This is a genomic window from Streptomyces sp. NPDC093600, assembly GCF_044764755.1.
Classification (GTDB): domain Bacteria; phylum Actinomycetota; class Actinomycetes; order Streptomycetales; family Streptomycetaceae; genus Streptomyces.
In genome coordinates this window covers 1-25,970 of record NZ_JBIWIU010000018.1, presented here as the reverse complement: position 1 = coordinate 25,970, position 25,970 = coordinate 1, and the positions used below count along the sequence as shown (strand labels likewise).

The window sequence follows — 25,970 nt, the reverse complement described above, 5'->3', positions numbered from 1 at the left end:
ATAAGGGAGACGGCCGGAGCCCCCGCACAGTGGGCTCCGGCCGTCGGTCTTGGTCCGTACAGGTGGTGTACGGGTTACAGCGCGAGGCCCGTCAGGACCAGGACGCGCTCGTAGGTGTAGTCGTCCATGGCGTACTTGACGCCCTCGCGGCCGACGCCGGACTGCTTGACGCCGCCGTAGGGCATCTGGTCGGCGCGGTAGGACGGGACGTCGCCGACGATCACGCCGCCGACCTCCAGCGCGCGGTGGGCGCGGAAGGCGGTCTGGAGGTCGTGGGTGAAGACGCCGGCCTGGAGGCCGAACTTGGAGTTGTTGACCTCGGCGAAGGCCTCGGCCTCGCCGTCGACCTTCTTCAGGGTGAGGACCGGTCCGAAGACCTCCTCGCAGGCCAGGGTGGTGCCGGCCGGCAGGTCGGCGAGCACGGTCGGGGCGTAGGTGGCGCCGTCGCGCTTGCCGCCGGTGAGGAGGGTCGCGCCGTCCTTCACCGCCTCGTCCACCCAGGACTCGACGCGCTTGGCCGCGTCCTCGCTGACGAGCGGACCGACGTCGGTGGTGTCGTCCGACGGGTCGCCGGTGCCCTGCGCCTCGACGGCGGCGACGATCTTCGGGACGAGCCGGTCGTAGACCGACGCGTCGGCGATCACGCGCTGCACGGAGATGCAGGACTGGCCGCCCTGGTAGTTGGAGAAGGTGGCGATACGGGTCGCCGCCCAGTCCAGGTCGGCCTCGGAGGCCCAGTCGCCGAGGACGACGGCCGCGGCGTTGCCGCCGAGCTCCAGGGTGCAGTGCTTGTGGGGCACCGACTGCTGGATGGCGTAGCCGACCTTGTCCGAACCGGTGAAGGAGATGACGGGGAGGCGCTCGTCCTGGACGAGGGCGGGCATCCGGTCGTTCGGAACGGTCAGGACGGACCAGGAGCCGGCCGGCAGGTCGGTCTCGGCCAGCAGCTCGCCCAGGATCAGGGACGAGATGGGGGTGGCCGGGGCCGGCTTGAGGATGATCGGGGCGCCGACGGCGATGGCCGGGGCAACCTTGTGGGCGCTGAGGTTCAGCGGGAAGTTGAACGGCGCGATGCCGAGGACGACACCCTTGGGCATACGGCGGGTCAGGGCCAGCCGGCCGACGCCACCGGCGTCGGTGTCGAGGCGCTGGGCCTCGCCGCCGTTGAACCGGCGGGCCTCCTCGGCGGCGAAGCGGAAGACGGAGACGGCACGGCCGACCTCGCCGCGCGCCCACTTGACGGGCTTGCCGTTCTCGGCGGAGATCAGCTGGGCGATCTCCTCGGTGCGCTCGGCGAGACGCTTCGATACGTGGTCGAGGGCTGCGGCGCGCAGGTGCGCCGGGGTGGCGGCGAACTCGTCGACGACGGCGTGCGCGGCGGCGACGGCCTCCTCGACCTGGGCCTCGGTGGGAACGCTCACCTTGCCGACGAGACGACCGTCCCAGGGGGAGGTGACGTCGAAGGTGGCCTCGCCGGTGGCCTCGCGGCCGGCGAGCCAGAAGGCGTGGGTGGCAGTCATTGCGTCCCGGCCCTTTCGTATCGGTGGTGTCGTGCCGTCAGTGGGGTCGCTGACGTGTCTGCGTGCCACGGTAGGGCCGAGGGGGCGGCGTGTGGTTTGTCCGCTGTGGAGTGGTGAGGGGTGGCGGCCCTGACGGTTTGGCGGAAGAGCGGGGTCACGACCGTCGCTCGGTGGAGACGATGAGGCAGACGCCCGCGACGACGATGCCGCCGCCGAGTGCGATCGGCCAGGTCAGCGCCTCGTTGAGGACGAGGGCGCCGAGGAGGACGGCGACGACGGGGTTGACGTAGGCGTAGGTGGCGGCGAGCGACAGCGGTGCGCTCTGGAGCAGCCAGGCATAGGCCGTGAACCCGAGCAGCGAGCCGAAGAGGATCAGGTAGGCGAGGGCGACCCAGGAGCGGGTGGAGAGGGCGGCCAGGTCGAGGCCGTGCTGCTCGCCGCGGACGAGGCCGACGACGATGCCGGCGAGACCGCCGGCGACCATCTCGTACGCGCTGGCGGTGAAGGGGTTGGACGGCATCGGGATCCGGCCGGAGGTGAAGGAGCCGACGGACCACAGCAGGGCGGCGAGGATCACGAGCAGGACGCCGCCGAGATGGACGTCGCCGCTGAGGCCGGGGAGCGTGAGCACGGCGAGGCCGGCGAGGCCGAGGAGGACGCCGAGCACGGCGAACCCGGCGGGGCGCTCGCCGGAGGCGGCCCGCAGCAGGACGACCCAGGCGGGCACGACGGCGATGAGCAGGGCGGCGAGGCCGGACGGGACGGAGGTCTCGGCGAGCACGACGAGGCCGTTGCCGCCGAGGATCAGCAGCAGGCCGACGACGACGGCCGACGCGAGCTGCTTGCGGGTCACCTTGAGGGCGGCGGGGCCCTGCCGCCAGGCGATGAGCCCGGCGAGGATCAACCCGGCGGTGACGAAGCGGGCGCCGGCGGAGAGGAACGGGGGCATCGTCTCGACGACGATCCGGATGCCGAGGTACGTGGACCCCCAGACGACGTACACGATCCCTAGGGCGGCCCACACGGCACCGGAGATCCGGCGGGGCGTGCGGGCGGGGGTGCCGGGGGAGGCGGAGGCGGACGTCTGGACCTCGGAGGCCGGTTCGGCGGCGGGGCTTGGCATGTTCAGGAGACTAGGGAATCGCGGACCTGATGACCAAGGAATTTGCCCGCGAACGGGCAGGTGGGGCGGGTTTCGGCCGCGGCGCCGTGAGGTGGGTGGGTTGAGGGGTGCCGTACGCGGGGCGAGGCGGTGCCGTAAGCGGCGCGGCCGCGTGTCGCCACGCCGCACGGGCCGTCGCTCCGATCGCCGGGCGCCCCCGCCGGACACGGCGTACGGGACCCGCCGGTCGCCCGACCTAGGAGGCGCCCGGTGTGTCGCCGCCCGTCGCCTTCAGGGCCAGCCAGAGCTCCATGCGGACGTCCGGGTCGTCCAGGGAGCGGCCGAGGATCTCCTCCACCCGGCGCATGCGGTAGCGCAGGGTGTGACGGTGCACGCCCAGGTCGGCGGCCGCCGCGTCCCACTGGCCGTGGCGGGAGAGCCAGGCGCGCAGGGAGGCGACGAGGTCGCCGCGGCCCGTGGCGTCGTGCTCGTGGAGGGCGCGGAGCATGCCGTCGGCGAAGGCGCGTACCGCGTCGTCGGCGAGCAGCGGCAGGACCGAGCCCGCTGCCAGGTCCTCGTGCTCCACCAGGGCCCGGCCACGCCGACGGGCCACCGACAGCGCCTGCTCGGCCTGCTTGTACGCGGCCGCCGCCGCGATCGGGCCCGTCGGCGCCGAGAGCCCGACGACGACCCCGGCCTCCTCCGCCTCCCGCTCGGCGTACGCCTCGCACGCCGTGACGACCGCTCCGCCGTCGGTGGCGAGGACGAGCAGCCGCTCCTCGCCCTCCGGCACCGCGAGGACCGTCTCGCCCGCCCGGGCCGCCGCCGACTCCAGCGCCTCCGCGAGCACCGGAAGCGGCGCTTCACCCTCCGGCTCGCCCGTCGCCGGCTCGGCGATCAGCAGGCGGAAGGGCGCGTCGAGGAGCCCGCCGTACAGGTCGCCCGCCACGGCTCGCGCGTGGTCCGGCTGCCCCGAGAGCATCATCCGCAGCACCGCCGCGCCCAGCCGCCCCTCGGCCGCCTGGAGCGAGCGGGAGCGCTCGGTCGTGAGCGTCAGCAGGGCGATGGCGGAGTGCACGGCGTACCGTTCCGCCGTCCCGAGCGGCGCCGCCGTCCCGACCGCCAGCGCGCCCCGGACCCGCCGCCCGGTCCCGAGGGACTGCAGCTCGACCCGGTCGTCCGTGCCGCCGACGACCGCGCTCGCCGGGGCGGGCCGTTCCCGCAGCCGCTCGACGTCGGGCGTCAACCGCGCGGCCCGGCGGGCCGCCCACTCGGGTGACACGGCGAGGACCGTGCCCGAGGTGTCGTACAGCGCCGCCCACCCGTCCACGTGCGCCGCGAGCCGGGCCACCACCGCGGCCGGCCCTTCGGCGAGGGCCGCCCGGGTGAGTTCGCGCTGCGCCTCGAAGCCGGCGGTCACGGCCCGGTACTGGTCCGCCGCGATGGCCGCCGACACCGCCTTGCTGATCGCCAGGAACGGCGTCCGCCGCGGCACCTCCAGGAGCGGCAGGCCCTCGGCCCGTGCCGCGTCGAGGAGCGCCTCAGGGATGTCCTCGTAGTTGACGCCGATCGCGAATCCGAGCCCCACCACCCCGGCGGCGAGCAACCGCCGCACATAGCGGTGCATCGCCTCGGGGTCCTCGGCGTCGAGGGTGAGCCCGGTGGTGAGCAGCAGCTCGCCGCCCTCCATGTAGGGGACGGGGTCGGTGAGCTCACTGACGTGGGCCCAGCGTACGGGGGCGTCGAGGCGGTCCTCACCGGCTCGGACGGTGAGCTTGAGCGCCGAGTGCTGGACGAGGGAGGCGAGGGTGGGCGGCATTGGGGGACCGTCGGACCTTTGAGCGAGGGGAGGGCCGCTCAGCCGAGCGGCGCCCCCGATTGTGCCAGGGCCCAGTGCCCCGCGCGCCGGCTCCGGCGTCGCCCCGCGCTCGAAGGCTTCGGCTCCGCCGGCGTCGCCCCCGCGCTCGAAGGCGTCAGCTCCGCAGGTCCACCAGCAGCGGTGGCGTGTGCTCGCCCCGCACATCGGTGAGGGAGAGCACCGCGTGCCCGGCCGGGACCGCGTGCGCCAGGTCGGAGGCCGACCACCGCTCCCGCTCCACCTCGCGTACGGTCACGGCCTCCGCCGTCGCCGCCTTGCCGGTCACCACGCGCCGCATGAAGTGCAGGGCCTTGGTGAGGGGCTCGTCGGAGATGATCTGCCGGTTGGTGACGTCCCGCGTCTGCACCCATTCGGTGCCCCATGTCTCGGCGAACCGTCCTCCGTCCCAGTGCGCGATCCCGGCGAACGCCATCCGGCAGCCGACCGCGCCGAGCAGCGGGCCGCGCAGCGTCTCGGGCACGTCCTCCAGGCTGCGCAGCGCGAGGACGACACCGGCGTTGGCCGAGCGCAGCCGCTGCACCGCCCGTACCGAGTCGGCGGTGACGGTGTACGAGGCGTCGTCGAGGACCAGACAGGCGAACAGCGACCGGTCGCGGCGGGCGAGGGCGGCCTCGGCGAACTGGGCGAGCAGCAGCCGGGAGACGATCCGGGACGCTTCGGCGTGGCCCCGTTCGGGCAGGTCGACGCGGACCCTGAGCGGGTGTTCGACGGCCCGGAGGGAGAACTGCCGCCGCGGTCCCTCCGCGTCGGTTCGGAAGAACCGCGCGAAGGCCGGCCGGTCGAGGAAGGCGATCCGCTCGGCGAGCAGCACGGCGACGTCGTCGGCGCGCTCGGCCTGGCGGGCGCGGGCGTCGAGCTCGCGCAGCTGGGCCGGGTCGCCTGCGACGGCCCGGCGCAGCGCGGCGGTCGCCTCCGGTGTCCCGGCGAGCAGTTCGCGCAGCTCGGGGACGGCCGGGAAGCGCCGGTACGCGCTGTGGAACGGCCCGAGGAGCTGGGCGAGCGCGGTGGCGGCCCGGCGGCTGTCGGCGGCGAGGTCCCCGACGAGCGCCTCGGCGAGGATCCTGGCGGCCTCGTCGGGGTCGTCGGCGCCGCCGTACAGGTCGAGGTCGTGGGTGGAGTCGGCGCGGCCCACGGAGACGACGACGTCGAAGGAGTCGTCGGGGCCGAGGGCGGTGCCGTGGGCGGTGACGGCGACGACGGCCGCCCGGTTGGCCAGCGCCTGCAGACAGAGCGACTCGACGACCGGCCGTACGAGACGCACGGTCTTGCCGGATCCGGCGGGGCCGACGGCGAGCAGCGAGGTGCCCAGCAGGGCGGGCTCCAGGGCGACGCCGGTGGTGCGGCGCGCGTACGGGTTGCGCGGGTGGTCGGCGGCGGTGCCGATGCGTACCTGGGCGGTGGCCAGGTCGTGGGTGGCGGTACGGACGGGCAGGTCGCGGAGGCCGGAGGGGTGGGCGCAGGCGGCGGCGCCCCGGGTGCGCACGGCGTCGTCGAAGGCGGCGAGCCGCTCGGGTCGGGTGCGTACGCCCTGCCAGGCACGCCGGATCCGGGCGTAGTCGACGTCGCCGAGGGCGCCTCGGCGGGTGGCGTCGGCGAGGGTGCTCGCGGCCTCGGTGAGCCCGGCCTCGCGCAGCTCGGGCCACTCCACGGGGTCGGCGGTGGGCGGGGCCGCCGCTTCGGCGGCCGGGTCGGCCGTTCCCAGGCGCCGGCGGACGGCCGGCCAGGTGCCGACCCGCGTCACGGCGGCGGCGACGGCGACGGCGAGCAGGACGTAGTAGACGTTGGAGGTCCAGGTGAGCCAGGTCTCCCGGTCGCGGGGCATCTCCTGCCAGACGCCCTGCACGAGCACGAACAGGGGCCACAGCGGCACGCCGTAGCGCTGCCACACCTCACGCCAGTTGCCGACGCGTCCGAAGCCGACGGCGAGCAGGGAGAGGACGATCGCGTTCCAGAGGTACGTGGCGGCGACGAAGAGGTGGATCTGCGGGCTGTGCACCGACTGCCAGGAGTCGGGCACGAGCAGGGTCATCGGCAGCAGCCACCAGTCGTCGACGAAGATCCACCACCCTTCGAGGTATCCGTTGAAGAGCAGTGACCACAGGAGCCAGCCGCAGAGGTAGGCGATGAAGGCGCCGGTGAGCAGCTGGCGGCCGGGGACGAGGTCCGGTTCCTCGGCGGGCCGCTCGCGGTGGCCGAGCCGCCAGACACCGGGGGCGGCGGCCGGTCGCGGCACGCGCAGCCAGTCGGCGACGGCCGGGCGGGTGGTGGGCGCGTGGAGCGGCATCGCGGGCGAACCGGCGGGCGCGGAGCCGAGCGGTCGCGAAGGCGCCCCGCCGGAAGCGGACGGGCCGGGTCCAGCGGACGCACCCGGTCGAGCGGGCGGACGCGGCCCCGCAGGCGAAGGCAGCCCCGCAGAGGGACCCTCCCCCGCAACCGGAGCCGGCCCCCCAGCCCCGTGCGCCGGCGGCCCCGCCGGCGGTGGCGGTCCCGCCGAGGCCGGGGGCGGGAGGTGTGGTGGCTCCGCCGGGCGTGGCACCGCATCGGGCCGTGTGCCGCGCGCGTCGTATGTGCCTTCGGATTCCATGAACCGCTGCCCCCTGACCAGCCAGGCCCGTCTGTGCACGGTCAATCTAGTGCCCCCACGGGAGTGAGTTCAGCGACTCGCGCCGGTGTCGTCGCCACGCGCCTATGTCCGTGACGGACAACGACCGACCACGCAACACTCCCTATCGGCGCATGCCCGCCCCCCTCCCCCACGCCTAGCCTGCGAAGAGACCACCAGTGCGTCCCGAACATCCCAGGAGCCCCGCATGAACGCTGTCCCGCAGGAGCGGCGCGTCGTCACCGCCATTCCCGGTCCGAAGTCGCAGGAGCTTCAGGCCCGCCGCCTCGACGCCGTGGCCGGCGGCGTGGGCTCCGTGCTGCCCGTCTTCACCGCGAAGGCCGGCGGCGGCATCATCGAGGACGTCGACGGCAACCGTCTGATCGACTTCGGCTCCGGCATCGCCGTGACCTCCGTCGGCGCCTCCGCCGAGGCCGTGGTCCGCCGCGCCGCCGCGCAGCTCGCCGACTTCACGCACACCTGTTTCATGGTCACGCCGTACGAGGGCTACGTGGAGGTCTGCGAGGCGCTGGCCGAGCTGACCCCGGGCGACCACGCCAAGAAGTCCGCGCTGTTCAACTCCGGCGCCGAGGCCGTCGAGAACGCGGTCAAGATCGCCCGTTCGTACACCAAGCGCCAGGCGGTCGTCGTCTTCGACCACGGCTACCACGGCCGTACGAACCTGACGATGGCCCTGACCTCGAAGAACATGCCGTACAAGCAGGGCTTCGGTCCGTTCGCGCCCGAGGTCTACCGCGTGCCGGTCGCCTACGGCTACCGCTGGCCCACCGGCGCCGAGAACTGCGGCCCCGAGGCCGCCGCCCAGGCGATCGACCAGATCAGCAAGCAGATCGGCGCCGACAACGTCGCCGCGATCATCATCGAGCCCGTCCTCGGTGAGGGTGGCTTCATCGAGCCGGCCAAGGGCTTCCTGCCGGCCATCGTGAAGTTCGCCAACGACAACGGCATCGTCTTCGTCGCGGACGAGATCCAGTCCGGCTTCTGCCGTACCGGCCAGTGGTTCGCCTGCGAGGACGAGGGCATCGTCCCGGACCTGATCACGACCGCCAAGGGCATCGCGGGCGGCCTGCCGCTCGCCGCCGTCACCGGCCGCGCCGAGATCATGGACTCCGTGCACGGCGGCGGTCTGGGCGGCACCTACGGCGGCAACCCGGTGGCCTGCGCCGGTGCGCTGGGCTCCATCGAGACGATGAAGGAGCTCGACCTCAACGCCAAGGCGAAGAACATCGAGTCGGTCATGAAGGCGCGCCTGTCGGCGATGGCCGAGAAGTTCGACGCGATCGGCGACATCCGTGGCCGTGGCGCCATGATCGCCATCGAGCTGGTGAAGGACCGGGCGACCAAGGAGCCCGACCCGGAGGCCGCGGGCGCGCTGGCGAAGGCCTGCCACGCCGAGGGCCTGCTCGTCCTGACCTGTGGCACCTACGGCAACGTGCTGCGCTTCCTGCCGCCGCTGGTGATCGGCGAGGACCTGCTGAACGAGGGCCTCGACATCATCGAGAACGCGTTCGCCGGAATCTGACGCTTCCGCCGGAATCCGAGGCGTACGACACCTCCTGTGAAGAACGTGTGGGGGGCCGATGGCGGGATGGAGATCCGGCTGTCGGCCCCCCTTTCCGTGCCGTACGGTTTCCGCAGATGAGAGAAACACCCCGCTCGCAGGGCACTGCGGGCGACAACAGGGCGGAGCCTCCCCAGCCCCGCCTTGACCGTGCCCTCGCGCACACCGCTGGAGCCTTCGGCTCCGGAACTCCTCACCGATCGGATGGCCGCCCGCCCCACACCCCCCGGGGCGCGCGGCAGCCCGGTCAAGGCGGCCTCCCCGGAACCACCCCCCCTGTTCCGGGGAGGCCGGCTGTCTTCTCGGCGGTCCTCCTCCTCGCCCTCCTCACCTGGCAGGTCCTCGTCGAAGGACCGCTGGTCCGGTGGGACGAACGCGTCTCCCGCTCCGTCGTCGGCACCGTTCCGCACGGGCTCTCGGAACTCGGCGCGGACCTGGGCAACATGACGGTCGCCCTCCCCGTCCTCGGCTGCGCGATGGCGTACGCGGCCTGGCGCGGCCGGCGCGCGGCGGCCCTGTACGCGGGCGCGGCGATGGCCCTCGTCCCGCTCCTGGTCATCCCGCTCAAGGAGTGGACGGCCCGCCCGGGCCCCCTGGAACCGTGGGCTGCGGGCTACTACCCGTCGGGCCACACGGCGACGGCGATGGTGGCGTACGTCGGCGCGGCGTTCCTCGTCTCGAACCGCCTGATCCCCGTCGCGGCCGCGCTGACGGCGGCGACGGGCGCCGGACTGGTCCTGCGCGGCTACCACTGGCCCCTGGACGTGGTGGCCTCGGTCGCCCTGTGTCTGCCCGTTCTCCGGTGGCCTGTCATCGCCACGCGATACGGTCGACGCTCGCCGGAGGGCCGGCAGAGGGAGGGGACATGGGGGACGAGCGGGGGCGCTGCGCCGTCACGGTCGGGGGACGGCCGTACGAACTGAATCCGTCGGGCGGCGAGGTGATCCTGCCCGGGCACGGCAGCAAGATCCACCACGATCCGTCCTGTACGCATCTGACCGACTCGGGGACGCTGCCGCGCCACCCCGACCGGGACGGTCTGCTGTGGCGGCGGCTGCTCGACGCCGCGGACCCGGCCGCGTACGCGCACTCCATCGATCTGCGCAACGGACAGAACCGGCTGGTCACGGGGGTCTGCTCGTGCGCTCTGCGCCCTGTCGCGGAGAGCCACGCGGAGACCCTGCCGTACTGGCCCATCGACGACGCGCTGCGTGTGTTCGACCGTGACCGCCACCAGGCCGCCGTCGAGGCCGCCGACCGCGACGCCGAGGCGATCCGGGCCGCGTTCCCCTGGGAGGACTGGCCGAAGCTGTCCCTCGACCGCTACGCCCTGGGCCAGCCCGACGCCCCCGGTCAGGTCTACAGCCACGCGCTGGAGTTCGGCAGCAAGGCGCTCGGCAGCATCACGGGCGGTACGGCCAAGAAGCACCTGGTCTACCGCCAGAACAACGGCGCCTGGTGGTACGACAAGCGGTACGCAGACGTCACCGAGGCGTGGGAGGAGGTCCGCGCCGGGATCGTCGCCGCCGTCGAGGCCGCGCGCCAGGGCCGCGTCCGGGACATCGACGACCTGCCCGCCGTCCGCTCCGGCATCACGGTGATCGCCAAGACGCTGCGGATCTACGCGCCCGAGGCGACGCTGCCGGTCTACGCCGACAGTTTCACCCAGCACTGTCTGGACCGTCTCGCGCCGGGGTCCGCGGCCAGGCTCCAGCCCTTCGCCCGCAAGGAGCTGCTCAAGTCCCTGGTGGACCAGGACCCTCGGTTCGAGGGCTGGCCGCCCCAGCTCGTCTGGTACTTCCTCGACTGGTGGGCGCCCGTGCGCCGGTCCGCGGCGCGGGTGGTCAAGATCGGGACGGGCTCCCTCGCCGAACACTGGCCCGCCTTCCTCGACGTGGGCCTGATCGCCGTCCACGGCGACCGGGTCGGCGATCTGCACCGGTATGCCGACCTGGACGAGTTCCAGGCCGCGTACGCGGAGGCCTACGCGCTCGACGGCACGCCCCCGCACCGGCTCGCCGCCCAGGCCGCCGAACTCTGGCAGCTGCTCGACCTGCGCCTGGGTGACCGCGTGGTGGCGGCCCAGGGAAGGAGCGAGGTCCTCGCGGTCGGCAAGGTCGTCGGCGGCGGCTACGCCTGGCGGCCCGAGTTCGGCGAGACCCCGCACACGGTCGCGGTCGAGTGGGACGAGAGCTGCGCGGGCACGCTGGCCCAGCCGGTGGCCGACTGGGGGGTCAGGACCGTCTCCGAGGTGCCGTCGGGGCTCTGGAAGCGGATCCAGGCGCTGGCCGACGCACGGCTGCCGGCTCATCTCTCCGGCATGGCCGACGAGATCGCACGGGACGCGGCGGACGAGGAGATCCCGCCGCTCGACGACGGCCTCCAGCGCATCGACGACGCCCTGGAGCGGCGCGGCCAGGCGGTGCTCTTCGGCCCGCCCGGCACCGGGAAGACGTACCACGCGCTGCGGTACGCCGTGCGCCGGCTGGGCGAGCTCTCCGAGGACCTCTCGGCGGTCGATCCGCTCGCGGAGCCCGGCAGCAAGGAGTTCGCCGCGACCCTGGAGGCGCTCACCCGGTCGGGCCGGCTGACGACGGTCACCTTCCATCCGAGTTACGGCTACGAGGACTTCGTCGAGGGCCTGCGCCCCGTCAAGGGGGACTCGGGGTTCAGCCTGGAACCGGTGCCCGGTGTCTTCAAGCGGGTCTGCGCGAACGCCGAGGCCGACCCGGGGCAGCTGTACCTGATGATCGTCGACGAACTCAACCGTGGTGATCTCCCGCGCATCCTGGGCGAGTTGGTCACGGTCCTGGAGAAGGACAAGCGCGGCCTGCCCGTCACGCTGCCGCTGACCGGCGAGACGTTCCGCGTCCCTCCGAACGTCCGGCTGCTCGGCACGATGAACACCGCCGACCGTTCCATCCGGATGCTGGACTCCGCCATCCGCCGCCGGTTCACCTTCCTCGAACTCCTCCCGGACTCGGGCCCGCTGATGGGCCGCCAGGTCGGGGAGCTGCACCTCGCCGACTTCCTCGACGAGCTCAACCGGCGCATCAGGACCCATCTGGACCGCGAGAAGCAGATAGGGCACGCCTTCCTCCTGCCGGACGGCGAGGCCGTGTCCACCCCGGCCGAGTTCGCGGCGGTGATCAGGGGCGAGATCCTGCCGCTGCTCCAGGAGTACGCCTACGACGACTACACCCTGCTGGCCGCGTTCCTGGGCGAGGAACTCGTCGACCCGGTCGCCCACACCCTGAGGGACGTGGGCGACGAGAAGCTCCTCTCCCTGCTCTACGACGAACTGCAGGTCGGCGCCGGTGGCCGGTGAGCGGGTCTGCGAGCTGACCGAGTACGGCTCCGAGGTCTTCGAGGGCGTCCGTCTCACGGACGCCGACCGGCGGCTCCTGGCCGGCGGCGCTCTCGACTCCCGGCTGCGGATCCGCCGGCTCGCGGGCGACCTGCTGGAGGTGACGGCCTCCTCGTACGTGGGCGTGGTCCGGCTGGACGGCTGCGAGATCCGCGTCCGGCCGAAGTACCTCGGAACGGATCTCGACGTCCTGCGGATGCTCGACCACGCCTGGAGCCGGGTCCCCGACCCGCTGCCCACGCCCGGGGCGTTCCGGGAAGGCGCGCCGAACCTGCGCGATCTGGTGTGCCTCATGGTCGTCGAGCACGGTGAGCGGCTTCTGCGGCACGGGGTCCGGCGGGACTATGTGACCGTCGAGGACGATCTGCGCGTGGTGCGCGGCAGGCTCCTGCCCGACCGCCAGCTGCTGCGCCACCACGGCCGGCTGGACCGGCTGGCCTGCCGCTTCCGGGAGCACGACGCGGACATCGCCGACAACCGGCTGTGCGCCGCCGCGCTCGCCGTGGCCGCGCGGACGGCTCGCGCCGCGCCCGTACGGGCCCGTGCCCGGCGGGCCGCGACCGAGTTCGCGCGGCACGCGCCGACCTCGCCCGGGGACGTGCGGGCGGCTCTGTCCGCTCTGGAGTACCACCGGCACAACGAGCACTACCGGCCCGCGCACCGCTGGTCCGGGCTGCTGCTGCGCGGGGGCGGCGTGGAGGGCCTCTTCGCGTCCGGTCCACTCTCCACGCGGACCTTCCTGGTGGACATGAACCAGTTGTTCGAGGCGTTCGTGACCCGGCTCCTGGAGTGGGGCGCGGCGGGTTCGGGGCTGCGGGTGACCGCGCAGCCCCGGAGGCGGGAGGTGCTGTACGACGAGCGGGCCGCGAGGAGCTACGGCGAGGTGCGGCCCGATCTGCTGGTGTCCGGGGAGCGGGCGGGCGAGCCGTTCGGGCTGCCCGTGGACGTCAAGTACAAGCTGTACGGGGAGAGGAAGCTGGCGCCGGAGGATCTGTACCAGGCGTTCGTGTACGCGCAGGCCCTGGGACGGCTGCCCGGTGGGGAGCCGCCGGTCTGCGTGCTGCTGTATCCGGGCGGCGCCGGCGCGGGGCGTGACCGGGTCGCCGTACAGCGCCTGGACGGGCCGGTCGCGGCGCGGGTCCGGTCGGTCCCGGTGGATCTGCGCTCGGTGCTGGCCGGCCTGGCGGGGCCGGAGCCGTGGAGGGCCCCGGCCCGGCTGTTCGACGAGGTGCTGGAGTGACCTCCGGGGTCACCCGCCGCCGGTCTCCCCTTCCTTCCTCGCCCGTCGGCCCACCGCTTCGTGCATCGCCAGTTCCAGCAGGCAGGCGTCGTTGAGGTGCCCGCTGCCGTCCGGCGGCACCAGCCAGCGCACTCCCCCGGCCGCCCGTCCCGGATACGGCACGGCGACCCAGGTGCCGGGGCCCGCGCCGCGCACGCCCGTGCCGAGCCAGCCGGCGGCCGTCCCCGGGGGCACGAAGAAGCCCGTCCGTGCGTCGCCGAAGTCGGTGAGGACCGGGCCCGGCCGGTCCACGAGCCGGCACAGCACGTCGAGCGTGGGGCGGCCGAGCTCGCCCGGCAGGATCAGGACGTCCCAGCGCCTGCCCGCGGGCAGCAGGGCGACCCCGAGGGGGTTGCGCTCCCATTCCCACCGGCAGGCGTCGGGATCCGGCGCCACCGATACCAGCCATTCCACTGCGGGCCTGGCCCCGGAACCACTCATCGCCAACGGCCTCCATTCCGTGTGCGGACACGCGGACGCGCTGTCCACACCCAGAGAGCGGGGTTGGCGACGATCATTACGCGGGTTCGGTCACCCGATGGTGGTGAACCGGGGTCACTCATGATCATGAAGGTGTGCGCCGGGGGCGTGCCCCCGGCGCACACCACGCGGTGGGGTCAGCTGTCGAAGCCGAGACCCAGGCGGTCCATCGCCTTCAGCCAGAGATTGCGCCGGCCGCCGTTCTCGTCGGCGCGGGCCAGCGACCACTTGGTGATGCCGATGCCGGCCCAGGCGATCGGCTCGGGCGGGAAGGGCAGCGGCTTGGAGCGGACCATCTTCAGCTCGGTGCGTTCCGTGCGCTCCCCCGCGAGCAGGTCGAGCATCACGTCGCCGCCGAAGCGGGTGGCGCCGACGCCGAGGCCGGTGTAGCCGGCCGCGTATACGACCTTCCCCTGGTGGGCCGTGCCGAAGAAGGCGGAGAAGCGGGAGCAGGTGTCGATCGCGCCGCCCCAGGCGTGGCTGAAGCGGACTCCTTCCAGCTGCGGGAAGCAGCGGAAGAAGTGCTCGGCGAGGGTGAGGTACGTCTCCGGCCGGTGGTCGAGCTCGGCGCTGACGCGGCCCCCGAAGGGGTAGATCGCGTCGAAGCCGCCCCACAGGATCCGGTGGTCGGCGGTGATCCGGAAGTAGTGGAACCGGTTGGCGCTGTCGCCGAGACCCTGGCGGTTCTTCCAGCCGACGGAGGCGAGCTGCTCGGGGGTGAGCGGCTCGGTCGTCAGGGCGTAGTCGTAGACCGGGACGGTGTAGGGCCGCACGCGCTTGACCAGCGACGGGAAGACGTTGGTGCCGAGCGCGACCCGGCGGGCGACGACCCTGCCGTACGGGGTGCGCACCCCCATCCCCGAGCCGACGGGGACCAGTTCGAGACCGGGGGTGTTCTCGTAGATCCGTACGCCGAGGTCCCGGCAGGCCCGCTTCAGTCCCCAGGCCAGCTTGGCGGGGTGGAGCATGGCGACTCCCCGGCGGTCCCAGAGGCCGCCGAGGAAGGTCGGTGAGTCGACCTCCGCGCGGACGGCGTCCCGGTCGAGGAGCTCCAGGCCGTCGGCGAGACCGAGCCGGCGGGCCTCCTCGTACATCGCGGCGAGTTCGTCGAGCTGGTGCGGCTCGGTGGCCACGTCGATCTCGCCGCTGCGCTCGAAGTCGCAGTCGAGGGAGTAGCGGGCGACCGCCTCCTCGATGGCGTCGAGGTTGCGCTCGCCGAGCCGCTCCAGCGTGCCCAGCTCCTCGGGCCAGCGGGCGAGCCCGTTGCCGAGTCCGTGGGTGAGGGAGGCGGCGCAGAAGCCGCCGTTGCGGCCCGAGGCGGCCCAGCCCACCTCGCGGCCTTCGATGAGTACGACATCCCGGTCCGGCTCCCGCTCCTTGGCGAGGAGCGCGGTCCACAGTCCGCTGTAGCCGCCTCCCACCACGAGAAGGTCGCACGTCTCGGTGGTGGTGAGGGCGGGCAGGGCGGCGGGCTTGCCGGGGTCGTCCAGCCAGAAGGAGACGGGCCGGGCGTCGGAGAGAGATCGAGCAGCGGTACGCATGGCGACTGGGGCCATGGCTTCCAACTCCTTACGGAACCACAGGATTACGGGACTGCCTGAGCTGTGCTTTCTTGCGACGGTTGGCGGCGATCTGGCCGCCGAGGACCACCAGGACCGCGATGACGAACATCGCCGTGCCGATGACGTTGATCTGCACGGGCGTGCCGCGCTGGGCCGAGCCCCAGACGAACGTGGGGAAGGTGACGGTCGAGCCCGCGTTGAAGTTGGTGATGATGAAGTCGTCGAACGAGAGCGCGAAGGCGAGCAGCGCTCCGGCGGCGATGCCGGGGGCGGCGATCGGCAGGGTGACCCGGACGAAGGTCTGGACGGGGCCGGCGTAGAGGTCGCGCGCGGCCTCCTCCAGGCGCGGGTCCATCGACATCACGCGCGCCTTGACGGCGGTGACGACGAAGGACAGGCAGAACATGATGTGGGCGATCAGGACCGTCCAGAAGCCCAGCTCGGCGCCCATGTTGAGGAAGAGGGTGAGCAGCGAGGCGGCCATGACGACCTCGGGCATCGCCATCGGCAGGAAGATCAGCGAGTTGATCGCGCCGCGCGCCCGGAAGCGGTAGCGGACCAGCGCGAAGGCGATCATCGCACCCAGGATCGTGGCGCCGAGGGTGGCCCAGGCCGCGATCTGGAGCGAGAGGGTCAGCGAGCCGCACAGGTCGGCGACGCCGCAGGGGTCCTTCCAGGCGTCCAGGGAGAACCGCTGCCAGGCGTAGTTGAAGCGCCCGTTCGGCTTGTTGAACGAGAACACCATGACGACGATGTTCGGCACGATCATGTACGCGAGCGTCAGCAGGCCCGCGATGGCGACGAGGTTGCGTCGTATCCAGCGCATCAGACCAGGTCCTCCGTTCCGGCACGGCGGATGTAGACGGTGACCATGATCAGCACGATCGCCATGAGGATGAAGGAAAGCGCGGCCGCGGTCGGGTAGTCGAGCACCCGGAGGAACTGCGACTGGATGACGTTGCCGACCATCTTGGTGTCGGTCGAGCCGAGCAGTTCGGCGTTGACGTAGTCGCCGCTCGCCGGGATGAAGGTGAGCAGCGTGCCGGAGACGACGCCCGGCATGGAGAGCGGGAACGTCACCTTCCGGAAGGTCGTGGCCGGGGACGCGTACAGGTCCCTGGCCGCCTCGTGCAGCCGGCCGTCGATCCGCTCCAGGGAGGTGTACAGCGGAAGGATCATGAACGGCAGGAAGTTGTACGTCAGTCCGCACACCACCGCCATCGGGGTGGCGAGGACCCGGTCGCCCTCGGTCCAGCCGAGCCAGCTGGTCACGTCCAGGATGTGCAGGGTGTTGAGGACGTCGACGACCGGTCCGCCGTCGGCGAGGATCGTCTTCCAGGCCAGGGTCCGGATGAGGAAGCTGGTGAAGAAGGGCGCGATGACCAGGACGAGGAGCAGATTGCGCCAGCGGCCGGCCTTGAAGGCGATCAGATACGCCAGCGGGTAGCCGAGCAGCAGACACAGCAGCGTGGCGGTGCCGGCGTACAGCAGCGAGCGGACGAACTGCGGCCAGTACTCCTGGAAGGCGTCCCAGTAGGTCTGGAAGTGCCAGGTGACCTGGAAGCCCTGCTCCAGGGAGCCGGTCTGCACGGAGGTCGAGGCCTGGTAGACCATCGGCAGCGCGAAGAAGACGAGCAGCCAGACGATGCCGGGCAGGAGCAGCCAGTACGGCAGGAGCCGCTTGCGGGTGGACCCCTTGCGGACCGGGAGGTCCGCCACGGGTGGTGCTTCCGTGGTCGTCACGAGGCGTCCTCCACCGTCTCCACGCCCGCGTCGATGGCCTGGGCGGCGTCCAGACCGAAGGTGTGGGCCGGGTTCCAGTGCAGGACGACCTCGGCGCCGGGCGCCAGGCGCGTGTCGCGCTCGATGTTCTGCTCGTAGACCTGCAGCTCCGCGCCCGCCGGCGAGTTCACCACGTACTGCGTGGAGACGCCGATGAAGGAGGAGTCGACGATCCGGCCGGTGACCCGGTTGCGGCCCTCGGCGATCTTCCCCGCGTCGTCGGCGTGCGCGAGGGAGATCTTCTCGGGCCGGACACCGACGAGGACGCTGCCGCCGGTGCGTACGGTCGCGGAGCAGCGGTCGGCGGGCAGCTTGAGCTTGCCACCGCCGGCCGCCACGACCAGCTCCGTGCCGCCGGTCTCGACGACGTCCGCCTCGATGAGGTTGGAGGTGCCGAGGAAGTTGGCGACGAACGTGGTCCGGGGGTTCTCGTAGAGGTCGGCGGGCGCGCCGAGCTGCTCGACACGGCCGCCGTTCATCACCGCGACCTGGTCGGCCATGGTCATGGCCTCCTCCTGGTCGTGGGTGACGTGGACGAAGGTGATGCCGACCTCGGTCTGGATCCGCTTGAGCTCCAGCTGCATCTGGCGGCGCAGCTTGAGGTCGAGGGCGCCGAGCGGCTCGTCGAGGAGGAGGACCCGCGGGTGGTTGATGAGCGCGCGGGCGACGGCGACGCGCTGCTGCTGGCCGCCGGAGAGCTGGTGCGGCTTGTGCTTGGCCTTGTCGCCGAGCTGGACGAGGTCGAGCATGTCGCCGACCTGCTTCTTCACGGACGTGACGCCGCGCCGGCGCAGTCCGAAGGCGATGTTCTCGTAGATGTCCAGATGCGGGAAGAGCGCGTAGGACTGGAAGACGGTGTTGACCGGCCGCTTGTACGGCGGGAGGTCGGTGACGTCCTTGTCGCCGAGGAAGACGGTGCCGGTGGTGGGCTCCTCCAGGCCGGCGATCATGCGCAGGGTGGTGGTCTTTCCGCAGCCGGAGGCGCCCAGGAGGGCGAAGAACGAGCCCTGCGGGACGGTCAGGTCGAGCGGGTGGACGGCGGTGAAGGAGCCGTACGTCTTGCTGATGCCGGTCAGACGGACGTCGCCGCCGGTGTTCGTGTCAGTCATGGGTTGCGATCCCGGTTCGTAAGGGGTGGTCGACGGCTGCTCAGGCACCGATGAGCTTGGCGAACTTCTCCTCGTACGCCGTCTCTTCCTCGCCGGTCAGCGAGCGGAAGGCGTGCGACTTCCGGGCCATGGCCTTGTCCGGGAGGATCAGCGTGTTGTTCGCCAGCTCCGGGTCGATCTTGGCGAGCTCTTCCTTCACCCCGTCGACCGGACACACGTAGTTGATGTACGCGGCGAGCTGGGCGGCGACCGGAAGCTCGTAGTAGTAGTCGATGAGCTTCTCGGCGTTCGTCCTGTGCCGCGCGTTCGCGGGGACGAGGAGGTTGTCGGTGGACGTCATGTAACCGGCGGCCGGGATCGCGAACCTGATGTCGGGGTTGTCGACCTGGAGCTGGATGAGGTCTCCGGCCCAGGCGAGGCAGGCCGCGATGTCGCCCTTGCTGAGGTCCGAGGTGTAGTCATTGCCGGTGAAGCGCCGGATCTGCTTGGTGTCGACGCCCTTCTGCACCCGGCCGAGGGCGGCGTCGAAGTCGGCGTCGGTGACGGTGCCCGGGTCCTTGCCCATGTCGAGCAGGGTCATGCCGATCGTGTCGCGCATCTCGGAGAGGAAGGCGACCTTGCCCTTGAGGGCGGGGTCGTCGAGCAGCTGGGTGACGGAGTCGACCTTGCGGCCACCGGTGGCCTTGACGTTGTACGCGATGACGGTCGAGATGCCGGTCCACGGGTACGAGTAGGAGCGGCCGGGGTCCCAGTCGGGGCGGCGGAACTGCGGGGCCAGGTTGGCGTAGGCGTTCGGCAGGTTGGCCGGGTCGAGCTTCTGCGCCCAGCCGAGGCGGATGATGCGGGCGGCGAGCCAGTCGGTGACGCAGATCAGGTCGCGGCCGGTGTCCTGGCCGGCGGCGAGCTGGGGCTGGATCTTCCCGAAGAACTCGACGTTGTCGTTGATGTCCTCGGTGTACTTGACCTTGATCCCGGTGCGCTTGGTGAACGCCTCCAGGGTGGGGCGGGACTTCTCGTCCTCGCTGATGTCGATGTACTGCGTCCAGTTGGAGAAGCTGAGCTGCTTCTCCTTGGCCGAGTAGTCGGTGGAGGCGGGCCCCTGGCCCTCACGCCTGGCCGGTGGGATGCCGCAGGCGCTCAGGGACGCGAGGCCGCCGACCGTGAGCGCTCCGACACCGCCGGCGCGCAGCATCGAACGGCGGGTGAGGGCGCCCCGGCCACTCGTCAGGCTGCGCCGCACCGCCGCGAGCTGCGCGGCGGACAGGCTGTCGGGCTCGTACTGCTCCATGCGCTGTGCCCTTTCGGGAGGTTGAGCCGCTGGTCGGGCGGCTGGCCACGCGGCCGTGGCCGCATGTCGATGGTTATCGGTCCCCGAAGATCGTGCGGTGCCAGTCCTTCGCGGCGACCGCCGTGTTGTCGTACATCACGTGCTTGACCTGCGTGTACTCCTCGAAGGAGTAGGCCGACATGTCCTTTCCGAATCCGGAGGCCTTGTAGCCGCCGTGCGGCATCTCGCTGATGATCGGGATGTGGTCGTTGACCCAGACGCACCCGGCCTTGATCTCGCGGGTCGCCCGGCCCGCCCGGAACACGTCGCGGGTCCAGGCGGAGGCCGCGAGGCCGTACGGGGTGTCGTTGGCGAGCCGGATGCCGTCGTCGTCGCCGTCGAACGGCAGGGCCACCAGGACCGGTCCGAAGATCTCCGACTGCACGACCTCGCTGTCCTGCGCGGCGCCGGTGATCAGGGTCGGACGATAGTACGCACCGTGCTTCAGGTCACCTCCCGGGGCTTCGCCGCCGGTGACGACGGTGGCGTAGCCGCGGGCGCGTTCGACGAAGGCGGCGACGCGGTCGCGCTGGGCGTGGCTGATCAGCGGGCCGAGGTCGGTGGAGGGGGAGAAGGGGTCGCCGAGGCGGACGGTCTCCATCAGCTCGGCGACCCGGGCCACGAAGGCGTCGAAGAGCGGCCGCTGGACGTACGCACGCGTGGCGGCGGTGCAGTCCTGGCCGCTGTTGATGAGCGAGGCGGCGACGGCGCCGTGCGCGGCGGCCTCCAGGTCGGCGTCGTCGAAGACGACGAAGGGGGCCTTGCCGCCGAGTTCGAGGTGCAGCCGCTTCACGGTGGAGGTGGCGATCTCGGCGACCCGCTTGCCGACCGGGGTGGAGCCGGTGAAGGAGGTCATGGCCACGTCGGGGTGGCCGACGAGGTGCTCGCCGGCGGTCCGGCCCGCGCCGGTGACGATGTTGACGACCCCGTCGGGGATGCCTGCCGCGGTGGCCGCCTGGGCGAACATCAGGGAGGTGAGCGGGGTGATCTCGGCCGGCTTCAGGACGATCGTGTTGCCGGCGGCGATCGCCGGGAGGATCTTCCACGCGGCCATCTGGAGGGGGTAGTTCCAGGGGGCGATGGAGCCGACGACGCCGATGGGCTCGCGCCGTACGTACGAGGTGTGGTCGCCGCTGTACTCACCGGCGGACTGGCCCTGGAGGTGGCGGGCCGCGCCCGCGAAGAAGGCGGTGTTGTCGACGGTGCCGGGGACGTCGAACTCCGTGGAGAGCTTGATGGGTTTGCCGCACTGGAGGGATTCGGCGTAGGCGAACTCCTCGGCCTGCTCGGCGAGGACGCCGGCGAAGCGGTGCAGGGCGTCGGAGCGCTCGCCGGGGGTGGCGGCGGCCCACGCGGGGAAGGCGTCGGCGGCGGCCGCGACGGCGGCGTCGACGTCGTCGGTGGAGGCGAGCGCGTAGGTGTAGACGCTCTCGCCGGTGGCCGGATCGACGACGCTGTGTTCCTCACCCGACGTTCCGGGCCTCAGCCGCCCGCCGATGTACTGCGCGCCGTCCGCGAAGCGGTCCGTCACCTGGAAGCGGTTGCCCATGACGCTCTCCGTTGTCCCAGCTCGAATTGAGTGCCGATCCTGACAGAGCGCTTCTCTCTCAACAAGGGATTCCGTTGTTGCCTTTTGGTTACGCGACGGAATCGGTCGACCAAGTGTCGAGGGTGCCGTGAAATACCGGTACGGAGTGTCCGTGGTGACTGCCAGACTCGCGTGCATGGGGAAGATCGAGGAGCTGACGCAGCAGGTCAGCAGGGGTGAGAAGGTCAAGTGGCTGTACTTCTGGGAGCACCGCCCGAGGCCGGACGGGCAGCTCTCGGCGAGCTGTCTGAGCCAGTGGTGGCCGTCCCCGTTCGAGGTGGACGGGGTGCGGTACGCGACGGCGGAGCACTGGATGATGGCCGCGAAGGCGCGGCTCTTCGGCGACGAGGAGGCCGAGCGGGCGGCCCTGGCCGCGCGCTCGCCCGCGGCGGCGAAGAAGGCGGGGCGCCTGGTGCGCGGGTTCGACGAGGCGGTGTGGGAGCGGGAGCGCTTCGGGATCGTCGTCGAGGGAAGCGTCCACAAGTTCGCCTCGGACGAGGGGCTGCGGGGGTTCCTGGTGGGCACTGGCGGCCGAATCCTGGTGGAGGCGAGTCCCCTGGACCGCATATGGGGCATCGGCCTCTCCGCCGACGACCCCCGCGCGAAGGACCCCTCCCGCTGGCGCGGGCTCAACCTCCTGGGCTTCGCCCTGATGGAGGCGCGGGAACGCCTGCGCTGAGCACGGGGGCGGGGGCCGGAAGGCAGGGGCAGAAAGCGGGGGCGGGGGTCTTCCGGACCGCCCGCCCCTCCTTTCACGGCGTTGCTCCGCCGGGCACGCCTACCGCGCGTCGACCACCAGGGTCGTCGCGAAGGGGTCCTCCGGACTGTCCTCGAAGGTCGACGGGTCCTGCTGGATCGCCCAGACGATGAAGCCCAGGAAGACCGCGCCGACCGCGATGCCGATCGCGCCCAGCACGATGCCGGCTATCGCCATGCCCCGGTTCGTCGCCTCGCCCCGGCCCGCCTTCTTGACGCCGATGATCCCGAAGATCAGCGCGAGGATGCCAAGGACGATGCCGAACCCGTACAGGCAGAAGCCGAACACCGCGACGATGCCGAGCACCATCGCCGCCGTACCCATGCCGTTGGACGGGGGCTGCTGCCAGCCGGGCTGGCCGTAGCCGCCGGCTCCGTAACCGGGGGCGCCGTACGCCGGGTAGCCGGGGTAGCCGTACCCGGCCGTGCCCGAGGGCGCCATCGGCGGTGTCGCGCCCGTCGGGTAGCCGTAGGCTCCGGGGGCCGCGGCCGGGCCGCCGGGTGCGACCGGAGGCGGCGGCAGCGGGCCCGTGCCGGTGTCCCCCGCCGGCATCGAGGTCATCGTCGGCTGGTCGTGCACCGGCGGACGGTCCTGCGCCGGCGGCGTCGCCGGCTTGCTCAGTTCCACCCCGTCGCGGTTCGGCGGAGCCCACGGATCCGCCGGGTCGTACCCGCCCCGCGGCTGTTCGCTGTTGTCAGACATGGGCCCTCCCCCATCGTGGTTCCGCCATGCTACGACCTCCCCCCGCGGCCGGAACGGCCCGGCCTACGATGATCCGATGACCGATCTCCACCCTTTCATCGCGGGACTCCCCAAGGCCGAGCTGCACGTCCACCACGTCGGCTCCGCCTCCCCCCGTATCGTCGCCGAGCTGGCCGCCCGCCACCCCGACTCCAAGGTCCCCACCGACCCGGAGGCGCTCACCGACTACTTCACCTTCACCGACTTCGCCCACTTCATCGAGGTCTACCTCTCCGTCGTGGACCTGATCCGCACCCCGGAGGACGTCCGGCTGCTGACCTACGAGGTCGCAAGGGACATGGCCCGCCAGAACATCCGGTACGCCGAGCTGACGATCACCCCCTTCAGCTCGACCCGGCGCGGGATCGAGGAGCACGCCTTCATGGCGGCGATCGAGGACGCGCGCAAGGCCGCCGCGAGCGAGCTGGACGTCGAGCTGCGCTGGTGCTTCGACATCCCCGGCGAGGCCGGCCTCGACGCCGCGGAGGAGACCACCCGGCTCGCCGTGGACCTGCACCCCGAGGGCCTGGTCTCCTTCGGGCTCGGCGGCCCCGAGATCGGCGTGCCGCGCCCCCAGTTCAAGCCGTACTTCGACCGGGCGATCGCGGCCGGTCTGCGCTCCGTGCCGCACGCGGGCGAGACGACCGGCCCTCAGACGATCTGGGACGCCCTGAACGACCTGCGCGCCGAGCGCGTCGGCCACGGCACCAGCGCCGTCAAGGACCCGGCCCTCCTCGCCCACCTCGCCGAGCACCGGATCGCCCTGGAGGTCTGCCCGACCTCGAACATCGCGACCCGCGCGGTCGCGCACCTCGACGAGCACCCCCTCAAGCAGATGGTGGACGCCGGTGTCCTGGTGACGATCAACAGCGACGACCCGCCGATGTTCGGCACGGATCTGAACAACGAGTACGCGGTCGCCGCCCGTCTCCTGGACCTCGACGAGCGCGGTCTCGCCGCCCTCGCCAAGAACGCGGTGGAGGCGTCCTTCCTCGACCCGGCCGGCAAGGCCCGGATCAACGCGGAGATCGACACGTACACCGACAACTGGCTGGCGCGCTGACAGCCGCGACAATGGGCCCATGGACCACGTCACTGTCGTAGCCCACCGCGGCGACCCGTACCGCGTCCGCGAGAACACCGTCCCCTCGATCGTCTCCGCGATCGAGGCCGGTGCGGACGCCGTCGAGATCGATGTACGGCTCACCGGCGACGGCGTCCCCGTCCTCCTCCACGACGACACCCTCCAACGGCTGTGGGGCCACGACCGCACCCTCTCGGGGCTCTCCCTCGCGCAGCTCCGCGAGCTCACCCACGACGGCGTCCCCACCCTGCGGGAGGCGCTGATCGCGTCCGCACCGCACCGGCTGCTGCTCGATCTGCCCGGCGGTGACGAGACGTCGGTCCGCACCATCGTCCGCACGGTCCGCGAGTGCGGGGCGGCCGAGCGGGTGTACTACTGCGCGGGCGGCGTCGCCATGCTCCAGATCAGGGCCGCCGACCCGGGCGCGGAGATCGCCCTGACCTGGACGACGCTCTCCCCGCCCCGTGCCGTGCTGCTCGACGCGGTCAAACCGCGCTGGCTCAACTACCGGTTCGGACTGGTGAGTCGGGAGCTGGTGGACCGGGTGCACCGGGACGGTTACCTCGTCTCGGCCTGGACGGCGGACACCCGGCGCACCATGCGTAAGCTGATCGCGTGCGGGGTGGACGCCATCACCACCAACCGCGTGGACGCGCTCGCCGCCGAACTGCGAAGGGGTACGCCGAGGTGACCGGAACCGACAGGATCCGTACGGACATCGCCCACAACGCCCGCGTGTGGAACTACTGGCTGGGCGGCAAGGACAACTACCCGGTGGACCGGTCGGTCGGCGACCAGGTCACCGGTCTCTATCCCAGCATCGGTGAAGTGGCCCGTGCCGACCGGGCGTTCCTCGGCCGCGTCGTGACCCATCTGGCCGCCGACAGGGGGGTGCGCCAGTTCCTGGACATCGGCACGGGCCTGCCGACGGCGGACAACACCCACGAGGTCGCCCAGCGCATCGCACCGGACGCCCGGATCGTGTACGTCGACAACGACCCCATCGTGCTCACGCACGCCCGCGCCCTGCTGACCAGCTCCCCGGAGGGTGTCACCGAGTACGTCGACGCGGACGCCCGGCAGCCGGAGCGGATCCTTGAAGCGGCGGCGAAGACGCTGGATCTCGGCCGGCCGGTCGCGGTGATGATGCTCGGCATCCTCAACTTCGTCCTGGACACCGACGAGGCGCGGAGCATCGTGCGCACACTGATGGACGCGATGCCGACCGGGAGCCATCTCGTCCTGACCCATCCCACCCTGGAGCCCGAGCTCGGCGGCGAGGGGAACGTGGCGGCGATGGAGTTCTGGAACGAGAACGCGACCCCGCCGATCACCGCCCGCACCCGCGCCGAGTTCACGTCCTTCCTCGACGGTCTCGACGTCCTGGAGCCCGGCGTGGTGTCGTGCGCGAGCTGGCGGTTCGCCCCGGCGAGCGAGGTGGCGCAGTTCGGCGCGGTGGGACGCAAGCCGTAGCCCCCGATGGCCTACGGCGCGCCGGCGGCCTGAAGTGCCTCCAGGCGCTTGATCATCCGCCGTACGACGAGCAGCGGGACGATCCCGAAGACGCCGAACGACATGTCGATGACGGACCACCAGAAGGGGATGTCCCGGAGCGGTCCGCAGATCAGGGCGAGCGGGATGATGCCGACGCAGGCGATCATGCCGAACTCGATGACCCAGATGTTGCGGACCGGGTCGCGGTAGGGCCCGTAGAAGGCGACGGCGATGACGAGGTGGGCGAAGGCGAGCCAGTCGGTGCCGTAGAGGAGGAAGGGGTACTGGGCGTCGGCGGTGTCCACGCCCATCCGCACCCGCTGTATCCACTCCAGGAGTCCGGGGAAGGCGTCGGCGACCGGCGCGGCCCAGGAGGTCAGCGCCTCGTCGGCGAGGCGGAGTTCGGTGACGAGCGGGAAGGCGGTCGCCCCGCTCAGGACCAGGCAGACGATGAAGACGGCCAGCCAGACGCGGATGCGCCGGAGAAGGGCTCTCGGCCCGTTCGTGTCGCTCATGACGGCAGCGTACGCCCCGCCTGAACGTGTTCAAAAAGCGGGGGGTCGCCTCGGCGGCCCGTGAAAAGCCGGACGGGGGGGGGGGGGGGGCCCCCCCCCCCCCCCCCGCCCCCCCGGGGGGGGGGCCCCCCGGCGCCCCCCCGGGGGGGGGGGGGGGGGGGGGGTGGGCGGGGGAGCGCCCGGGGGGGGTGGGGGAACCC

At 72.2% G+C, this 25,970-nt stretch carries 21 protein-coding genes; 8 read left to right on the top strand and 13 right to left on the bottom strand.

The annotated features are described in order from the left end of the window. Positions 1-74 precede the first annotated feature (74 nt). The 4 genes from ACIRB4_RS30005 to ACIRB4_RS29990 all read right to left on the bottom strand — a co-directional run bounded on the left by ACIRB4_RS30005 (position 75) and on the right by ACIRB4_RS29990 (position 6,785). Entirely contained in the window at positions 75-1,520 is a 1,446-nt protein-coding gene (locus ACIRB4_RS30005; protein ID WP_403295577.1) for an aldehyde dehydrogenase family protein, read from the bottom strand. Positions 1,521-1,674: 154 nt separating this feature from the next. Continuing rightward, positions 1,675-2,643, bottom strand: coding sequence for an EamA family transporter (locus ACIRB4_RS30000; protein WP_403295575.1), 969 nt, complete (start codon positions 2,641-2,643; stop codon positions 1,675-1,677). 235 nt (positions 2,644-2,878) lie between these two features. Beyond that, positions 2,879-4,441, bottom strand: coding sequence for a PucR family transcriptional regulator (locus tag ACIRB4_RS29995; protein WP_403295573.1), 1,563 nt, complete (start codon positions 4,439-4,441; stop codon positions 2,879-2,881). A 154-nt stretch (positions 4,442-4,595) separates the two neighbouring features. Beyond that, positions 4,596-6,785 (bottom strand): ATP/GTP-binding protein, encoded by a 2,190-nt coding sequence (locus tag ACIRB4_RS29990; protein ID WP_403295571.1) that lies wholly within the window; start codon positions 6,783-6,785, stop codon positions 4,596-4,598. Between the two features lie 526 nt (positions 6,786-7,311). Between ACIRB4_RS29990 and gabT the strand changes: the two genes are divergently transcribed. The 4 genes from gabT (at position 7,312) to ACIRB4_RS29970 (ending at position 13,292) form a co-directional block, all read left to right on the top strand. Continuing rightward, positions 7,312-8,646, top strand: a complete 1,335-nt coding sequence (gene gabT, locus ACIRB4_RS29985; RefSeq protein WP_403295569.1) for a 4-aminobutyrate--2-oxoglutarate transaminase — start codon at positions 7,312-7,314, stop codon at positions 8,644-8,646. Between the two features lie 116 nt (positions 8,647-8,762). Then, a complete protein-coding gene (locus tag ACIRB4_RS29980) occupies positions 8,763-9,608 on the top strand; it encodes a phosphatase PAP2 family protein (RefSeq protein ID WP_403295568.1) in 846 nt (281 codons plus the stop codon). Next, positions 9,551-12,013, top strand: coding sequence for an McrB family protein (locus ACIRB4_RS29975; protein WP_403295566.1), 2,463 nt, complete (start codon positions 9,551-9,553; stop codon positions 12,011-12,013). The genes ACIRB4_RS29980 and ACIRB4_RS29975 overlap by 58 nt, the downstream gene beginning before the upstream one ends. Beyond that, entirely contained in the window at positions 12,003-13,292 is a 1,290-nt protein-coding gene (locus ACIRB4_RS29970) for an McrC family protein (protein WP_403295564.1), read from the top strand. The genes ACIRB4_RS29975 and ACIRB4_RS29970 overlap by 11 nt, the downstream gene beginning before the upstream one ends. A 9-nt stretch (positions 13,293-13,301) precedes the next feature. Here ACIRB4_RS29970 and ACIRB4_RS29965 read toward each other — a convergent pair whose 3' ends face one another. From ACIRB4_RS29965 to ACIRB4_RS29935, 7 genes are all read right to left on the bottom strand, one after another. Continuing rightward, positions 13,302-13,772 (bottom strand): hypothetical protein, encoded by a 471-nt coding sequence (locus ACIRB4_RS29965; RefSeq protein ID WP_403295562.1) that lies wholly within the window; start codon positions 13,770-13,772, stop codon positions 13,302-13,304. Between the two features lie 176 nt (positions 13,773-13,948). Continuing rightward, positions 13,949-15,367, bottom strand: coding sequence for an NAD(P)/FAD-dependent oxidoreductase (locus tag ACIRB4_RS29960; protein WP_403295560.1), 1,419 nt, complete (start codon positions 15,365-15,367; stop codon positions 13,949-13,951). Between the two features lie 13 nt (positions 15,368-15,380). Next, complete coding sequence (locus ACIRB4_RS29955; protein ID WP_403295558.1) at positions 15,381-16,199, bottom strand: ABC transporter permease; 819 nt, start codon at positions 16,197-16,199, stop codon at positions 15,381-15,383. Next, complete coding sequence (locus tag ACIRB4_RS29950; protein ID WP_403295556.1) at positions 16,199-17,116, bottom strand: ABC transporter permease; 918 nt, start codon at positions 17,114-17,116, stop codon at positions 16,199-16,201. The genes ACIRB4_RS29955 and ACIRB4_RS29950 overlap by 1 nt, the downstream gene beginning before the upstream one ends. Continuing rightward, positions 17,113-18,264, bottom strand: coding sequence for an ABC transporter ATP-binding protein (locus ACIRB4_RS29945; RefSeq protein WP_403295554.1), 1,152 nt, complete (start codon positions 18,262-18,264; stop codon positions 17,113-17,115). Before ACIRB4_RS29945 ends, ACIRB4_RS29950 begins: the two co-directional genes overlap by 4 nt. A 40-nt stretch (positions 18,265-18,304) precedes the next feature. Next, complete coding sequence (locus ACIRB4_RS29940) at positions 18,305-19,552, bottom strand: spermidine/putrescine ABC transporter substrate-binding protein (RefSeq protein ID WP_403295553.1); 1,248 nt, start codon at positions 19,550-19,552, stop codon at positions 18,305-18,307. Between the two features lie 73 nt (positions 19,553-19,625). Continuing rightward, positions 19,626-21,140 (bottom strand): gamma-aminobutyraldehyde dehydrogenase, encoded by a 1,515-nt coding sequence (locus ACIRB4_RS29935; protein ID WP_403295552.1) that lies wholly within the window; start codon positions 21,138-21,140, stop codon positions 19,626-19,628. A 175-nt stretch (positions 21,141-21,315) separates the two neighbouring features. Here ACIRB4_RS29935 and ACIRB4_RS29930 point away from each other — a divergent pair, with 175 nt between their 5' ends. Continuing rightward, positions 21,316-21,858, top strand: coding sequence for an NADAR family protein (locus ACIRB4_RS29930; protein ID WP_403295550.1), 543 nt, complete (start codon positions 21,316-21,318; stop codon positions 21,856-21,858). A 99-nt stretch (positions 21,859-21,957) separates the two neighbouring features. Here the strand turns inward: ACIRB4_RS29930 and ACIRB4_RS29925 are convergent, their stop codons facing one another. Next, on the bottom strand, positions 21,958-22,638 hold the full coding sequence (locus tag ACIRB4_RS29925) for a DUF4190 domain-containing protein (RefSeq protein ID WP_403295549.1): 681 nt from the start codon (positions 22,636-22,638) through the stop codon (positions 21,958-21,960). A gap of 76 nt (positions 22,639-22,714) precedes the next feature. On the opposite strand from ACIRB4_RS29925, the gene ACIRB4_RS29920 reads away from it, so the two are divergent. From ACIRB4_RS29920 to ACIRB4_RS29910, 3 genes are read left to right on the top strand one after another with little or no spacing between them, the layout of a single operon-like run. Next, the gene (locus ACIRB4_RS29920) at positions 22,715-23,740 is read left to right on the top strand and encodes an adenosine deaminase (protein WP_403295548.1); all 1,026 of its coding nucleotides are present in this window, start codon (positions 22,715-22,717) and stop codon (positions 23,738-23,740) included. A 19-nt stretch (positions 23,741-23,759) separates the two neighbouring features. After that, positions 23,760-24,452, top strand: coding sequence for a glycerophosphodiester phosphodiesterase (locus tag ACIRB4_RS29915; RefSeq protein ID WP_403295547.1), 693 nt, complete (start codon positions 23,760-23,762; stop codon positions 24,450-24,452). Beyond that, positions 24,449-25,234 (top strand): SAM-dependent methyltransferase, encoded by a 786-nt coding sequence (locus ACIRB4_RS29910; protein WP_403295546.1) that lies wholly within the window; start codon positions 24,449-24,451, stop codon positions 25,232-25,234. The genes ACIRB4_RS29915 and ACIRB4_RS29910 overlap by 4 nt, the downstream gene beginning before the upstream one ends. A gap of 11 nt (positions 25,235-25,245) precedes the next feature. Here ACIRB4_RS29910 and ACIRB4_RS29905 read toward each other — a convergent pair whose 3' ends face one another. Beyond that, positions 25,246-25,770: a hypothetical protein gene (locus ACIRB4_RS29905; RefSeq protein ID WP_403295545.1), complete on the bottom strand. Its 525-nt coding sequence runs from the start codon at positions 25,768-25,770 to the stop codon at positions 25,246-25,248. Positions 25,771-25,970 lie beyond the last annotated feature (200 nt).

Excerpts from the sequence above, each read along its gene's own strand:
- ACIRB4_RS29930 (WP_403295550.1), top strand. The coding sequence starts at position 21,316 with ATGGGGAAGATCGAGGAGCTGACGCAGCAGGTCAGCAGGGGTGAGAAG.
- ACIRB4_RS29945 (WP_403295554.1), bottom strand. The coding sequence starts at position 18,264 with ATGACTGACACGAACACCGGCGGCGACGTCCGTCTGACCGGCATCAGC.
- ACIRB4_RS29940 (WP_403295553.1), bottom strand. The coding sequence starts at position 19,552 with ATGGAGCAGTACGAGCCCGACAGCCTGTCCGCCGCGCAGCTCGCGGCG.
- ACIRB4_RS30000 (WP_403295575.1), bottom strand. The coding sequence starts at position 2,643 with ATGCCAAGCCCCGCCGCCGAACCGGCCTCCGAGGTCCAGACGTCCGCC.
- ACIRB4_RS29920 (WP_403295548.1), top strand. The coding sequence starts at position 22,715 with ATGACCGATCTCCACCCTTTCATCGCGGGACTCCCCAAGGCCGAGCTG.
- ACIRB4_RS29955 (WP_403295558.1), bottom strand. The coding sequence starts at position 16,199 with ATGCGCTGGATACGACGCAACCTCGTCGCCATCGCGGGCCTGCTGACG.
- ACIRB4_RS29915 (WP_403295547.1), top strand. The coding sequence starts at position 23,760 with ATGGACCACGTCACTGTCGTAGCCCACCGCGGCGACCCGTACCGCGTC.
- ACIRB4_RS29975 (WP_403295566.1), top strand. The coding sequence starts at position 9,551 with ATGGGGGACGAGCGGGGGCGCTGCGCCGTCACGGTCGGGGGACGGCCG.
- ACIRB4_RS29965 (WP_403295562.1), bottom strand. The coding sequence starts at position 13,772 with ATGAGTGGTTCCGGGGCCAGGCCCGCAGTGGAATGGCTGGTATCGGTG.
- ACIRB4_RS29980 (WP_403295568.1), top strand. The coding sequence starts at position 8,763 with ATGAGAGAAACACCCCGCTCGCAGGGCACTGCGGGCGACAACAGGGCG.
- ACIRB4_RS29995 (WP_403295573.1), bottom strand. The coding sequence starts at position 4,441 with ATGCCGCCCACCCTCGCCTCCCTCGTCCAGCACTCGGCGCTCAAGCTC.
- ACIRB4_RS29960 (WP_403295560.1), bottom strand. The coding sequence starts at position 15,367 with ATGGCCCCAGTCGCCATGCGTACCGCTGCTCGATCTCTCTCCGACGCC.
- gabT (WP_403295569.1), top strand. The coding sequence starts at position 7,312 with ATGAACGCTGTCCCGCAGGAGCGGCGCGTCGTCACCGCCATTCCCGGT.
- ACIRB4_RS29935 (WP_403295552.1), bottom strand. The coding sequence starts at position 21,140 with ATGGGCAACCGCTTCCAGGTGACGGACCGCTTCGCGGACGGCGCGCAG.
- ACIRB4_RS29905 (WP_403295545.1), bottom strand. The coding sequence starts at position 25,770 with ATGAGCGACACGAACGGGCCGAGAGCCCTTCTCCGGCGCATCCGCGTC.
- ACIRB4_RS29990 (WP_403295571.1), bottom strand. The coding sequence starts at position 6,785 with ATGCCGCTCCACGCGCCCACCACCCGCCCGGCCGTCGCCGACTGGCTG.
- ACIRB4_RS30005 (WP_403295577.1), bottom strand. The coding sequence starts at position 1,520 with ATGACTGCCACCCACGCCTTCTGGCTCGCCGGCCGCGAGGCCACCGGC.
- ACIRB4_RS29925 (WP_403295549.1), bottom strand. The coding sequence starts at position 22,638 with ATGTCTGACAACAGCGAACAGCCGCGGGGCGGGTACGACCCGGCGGAT.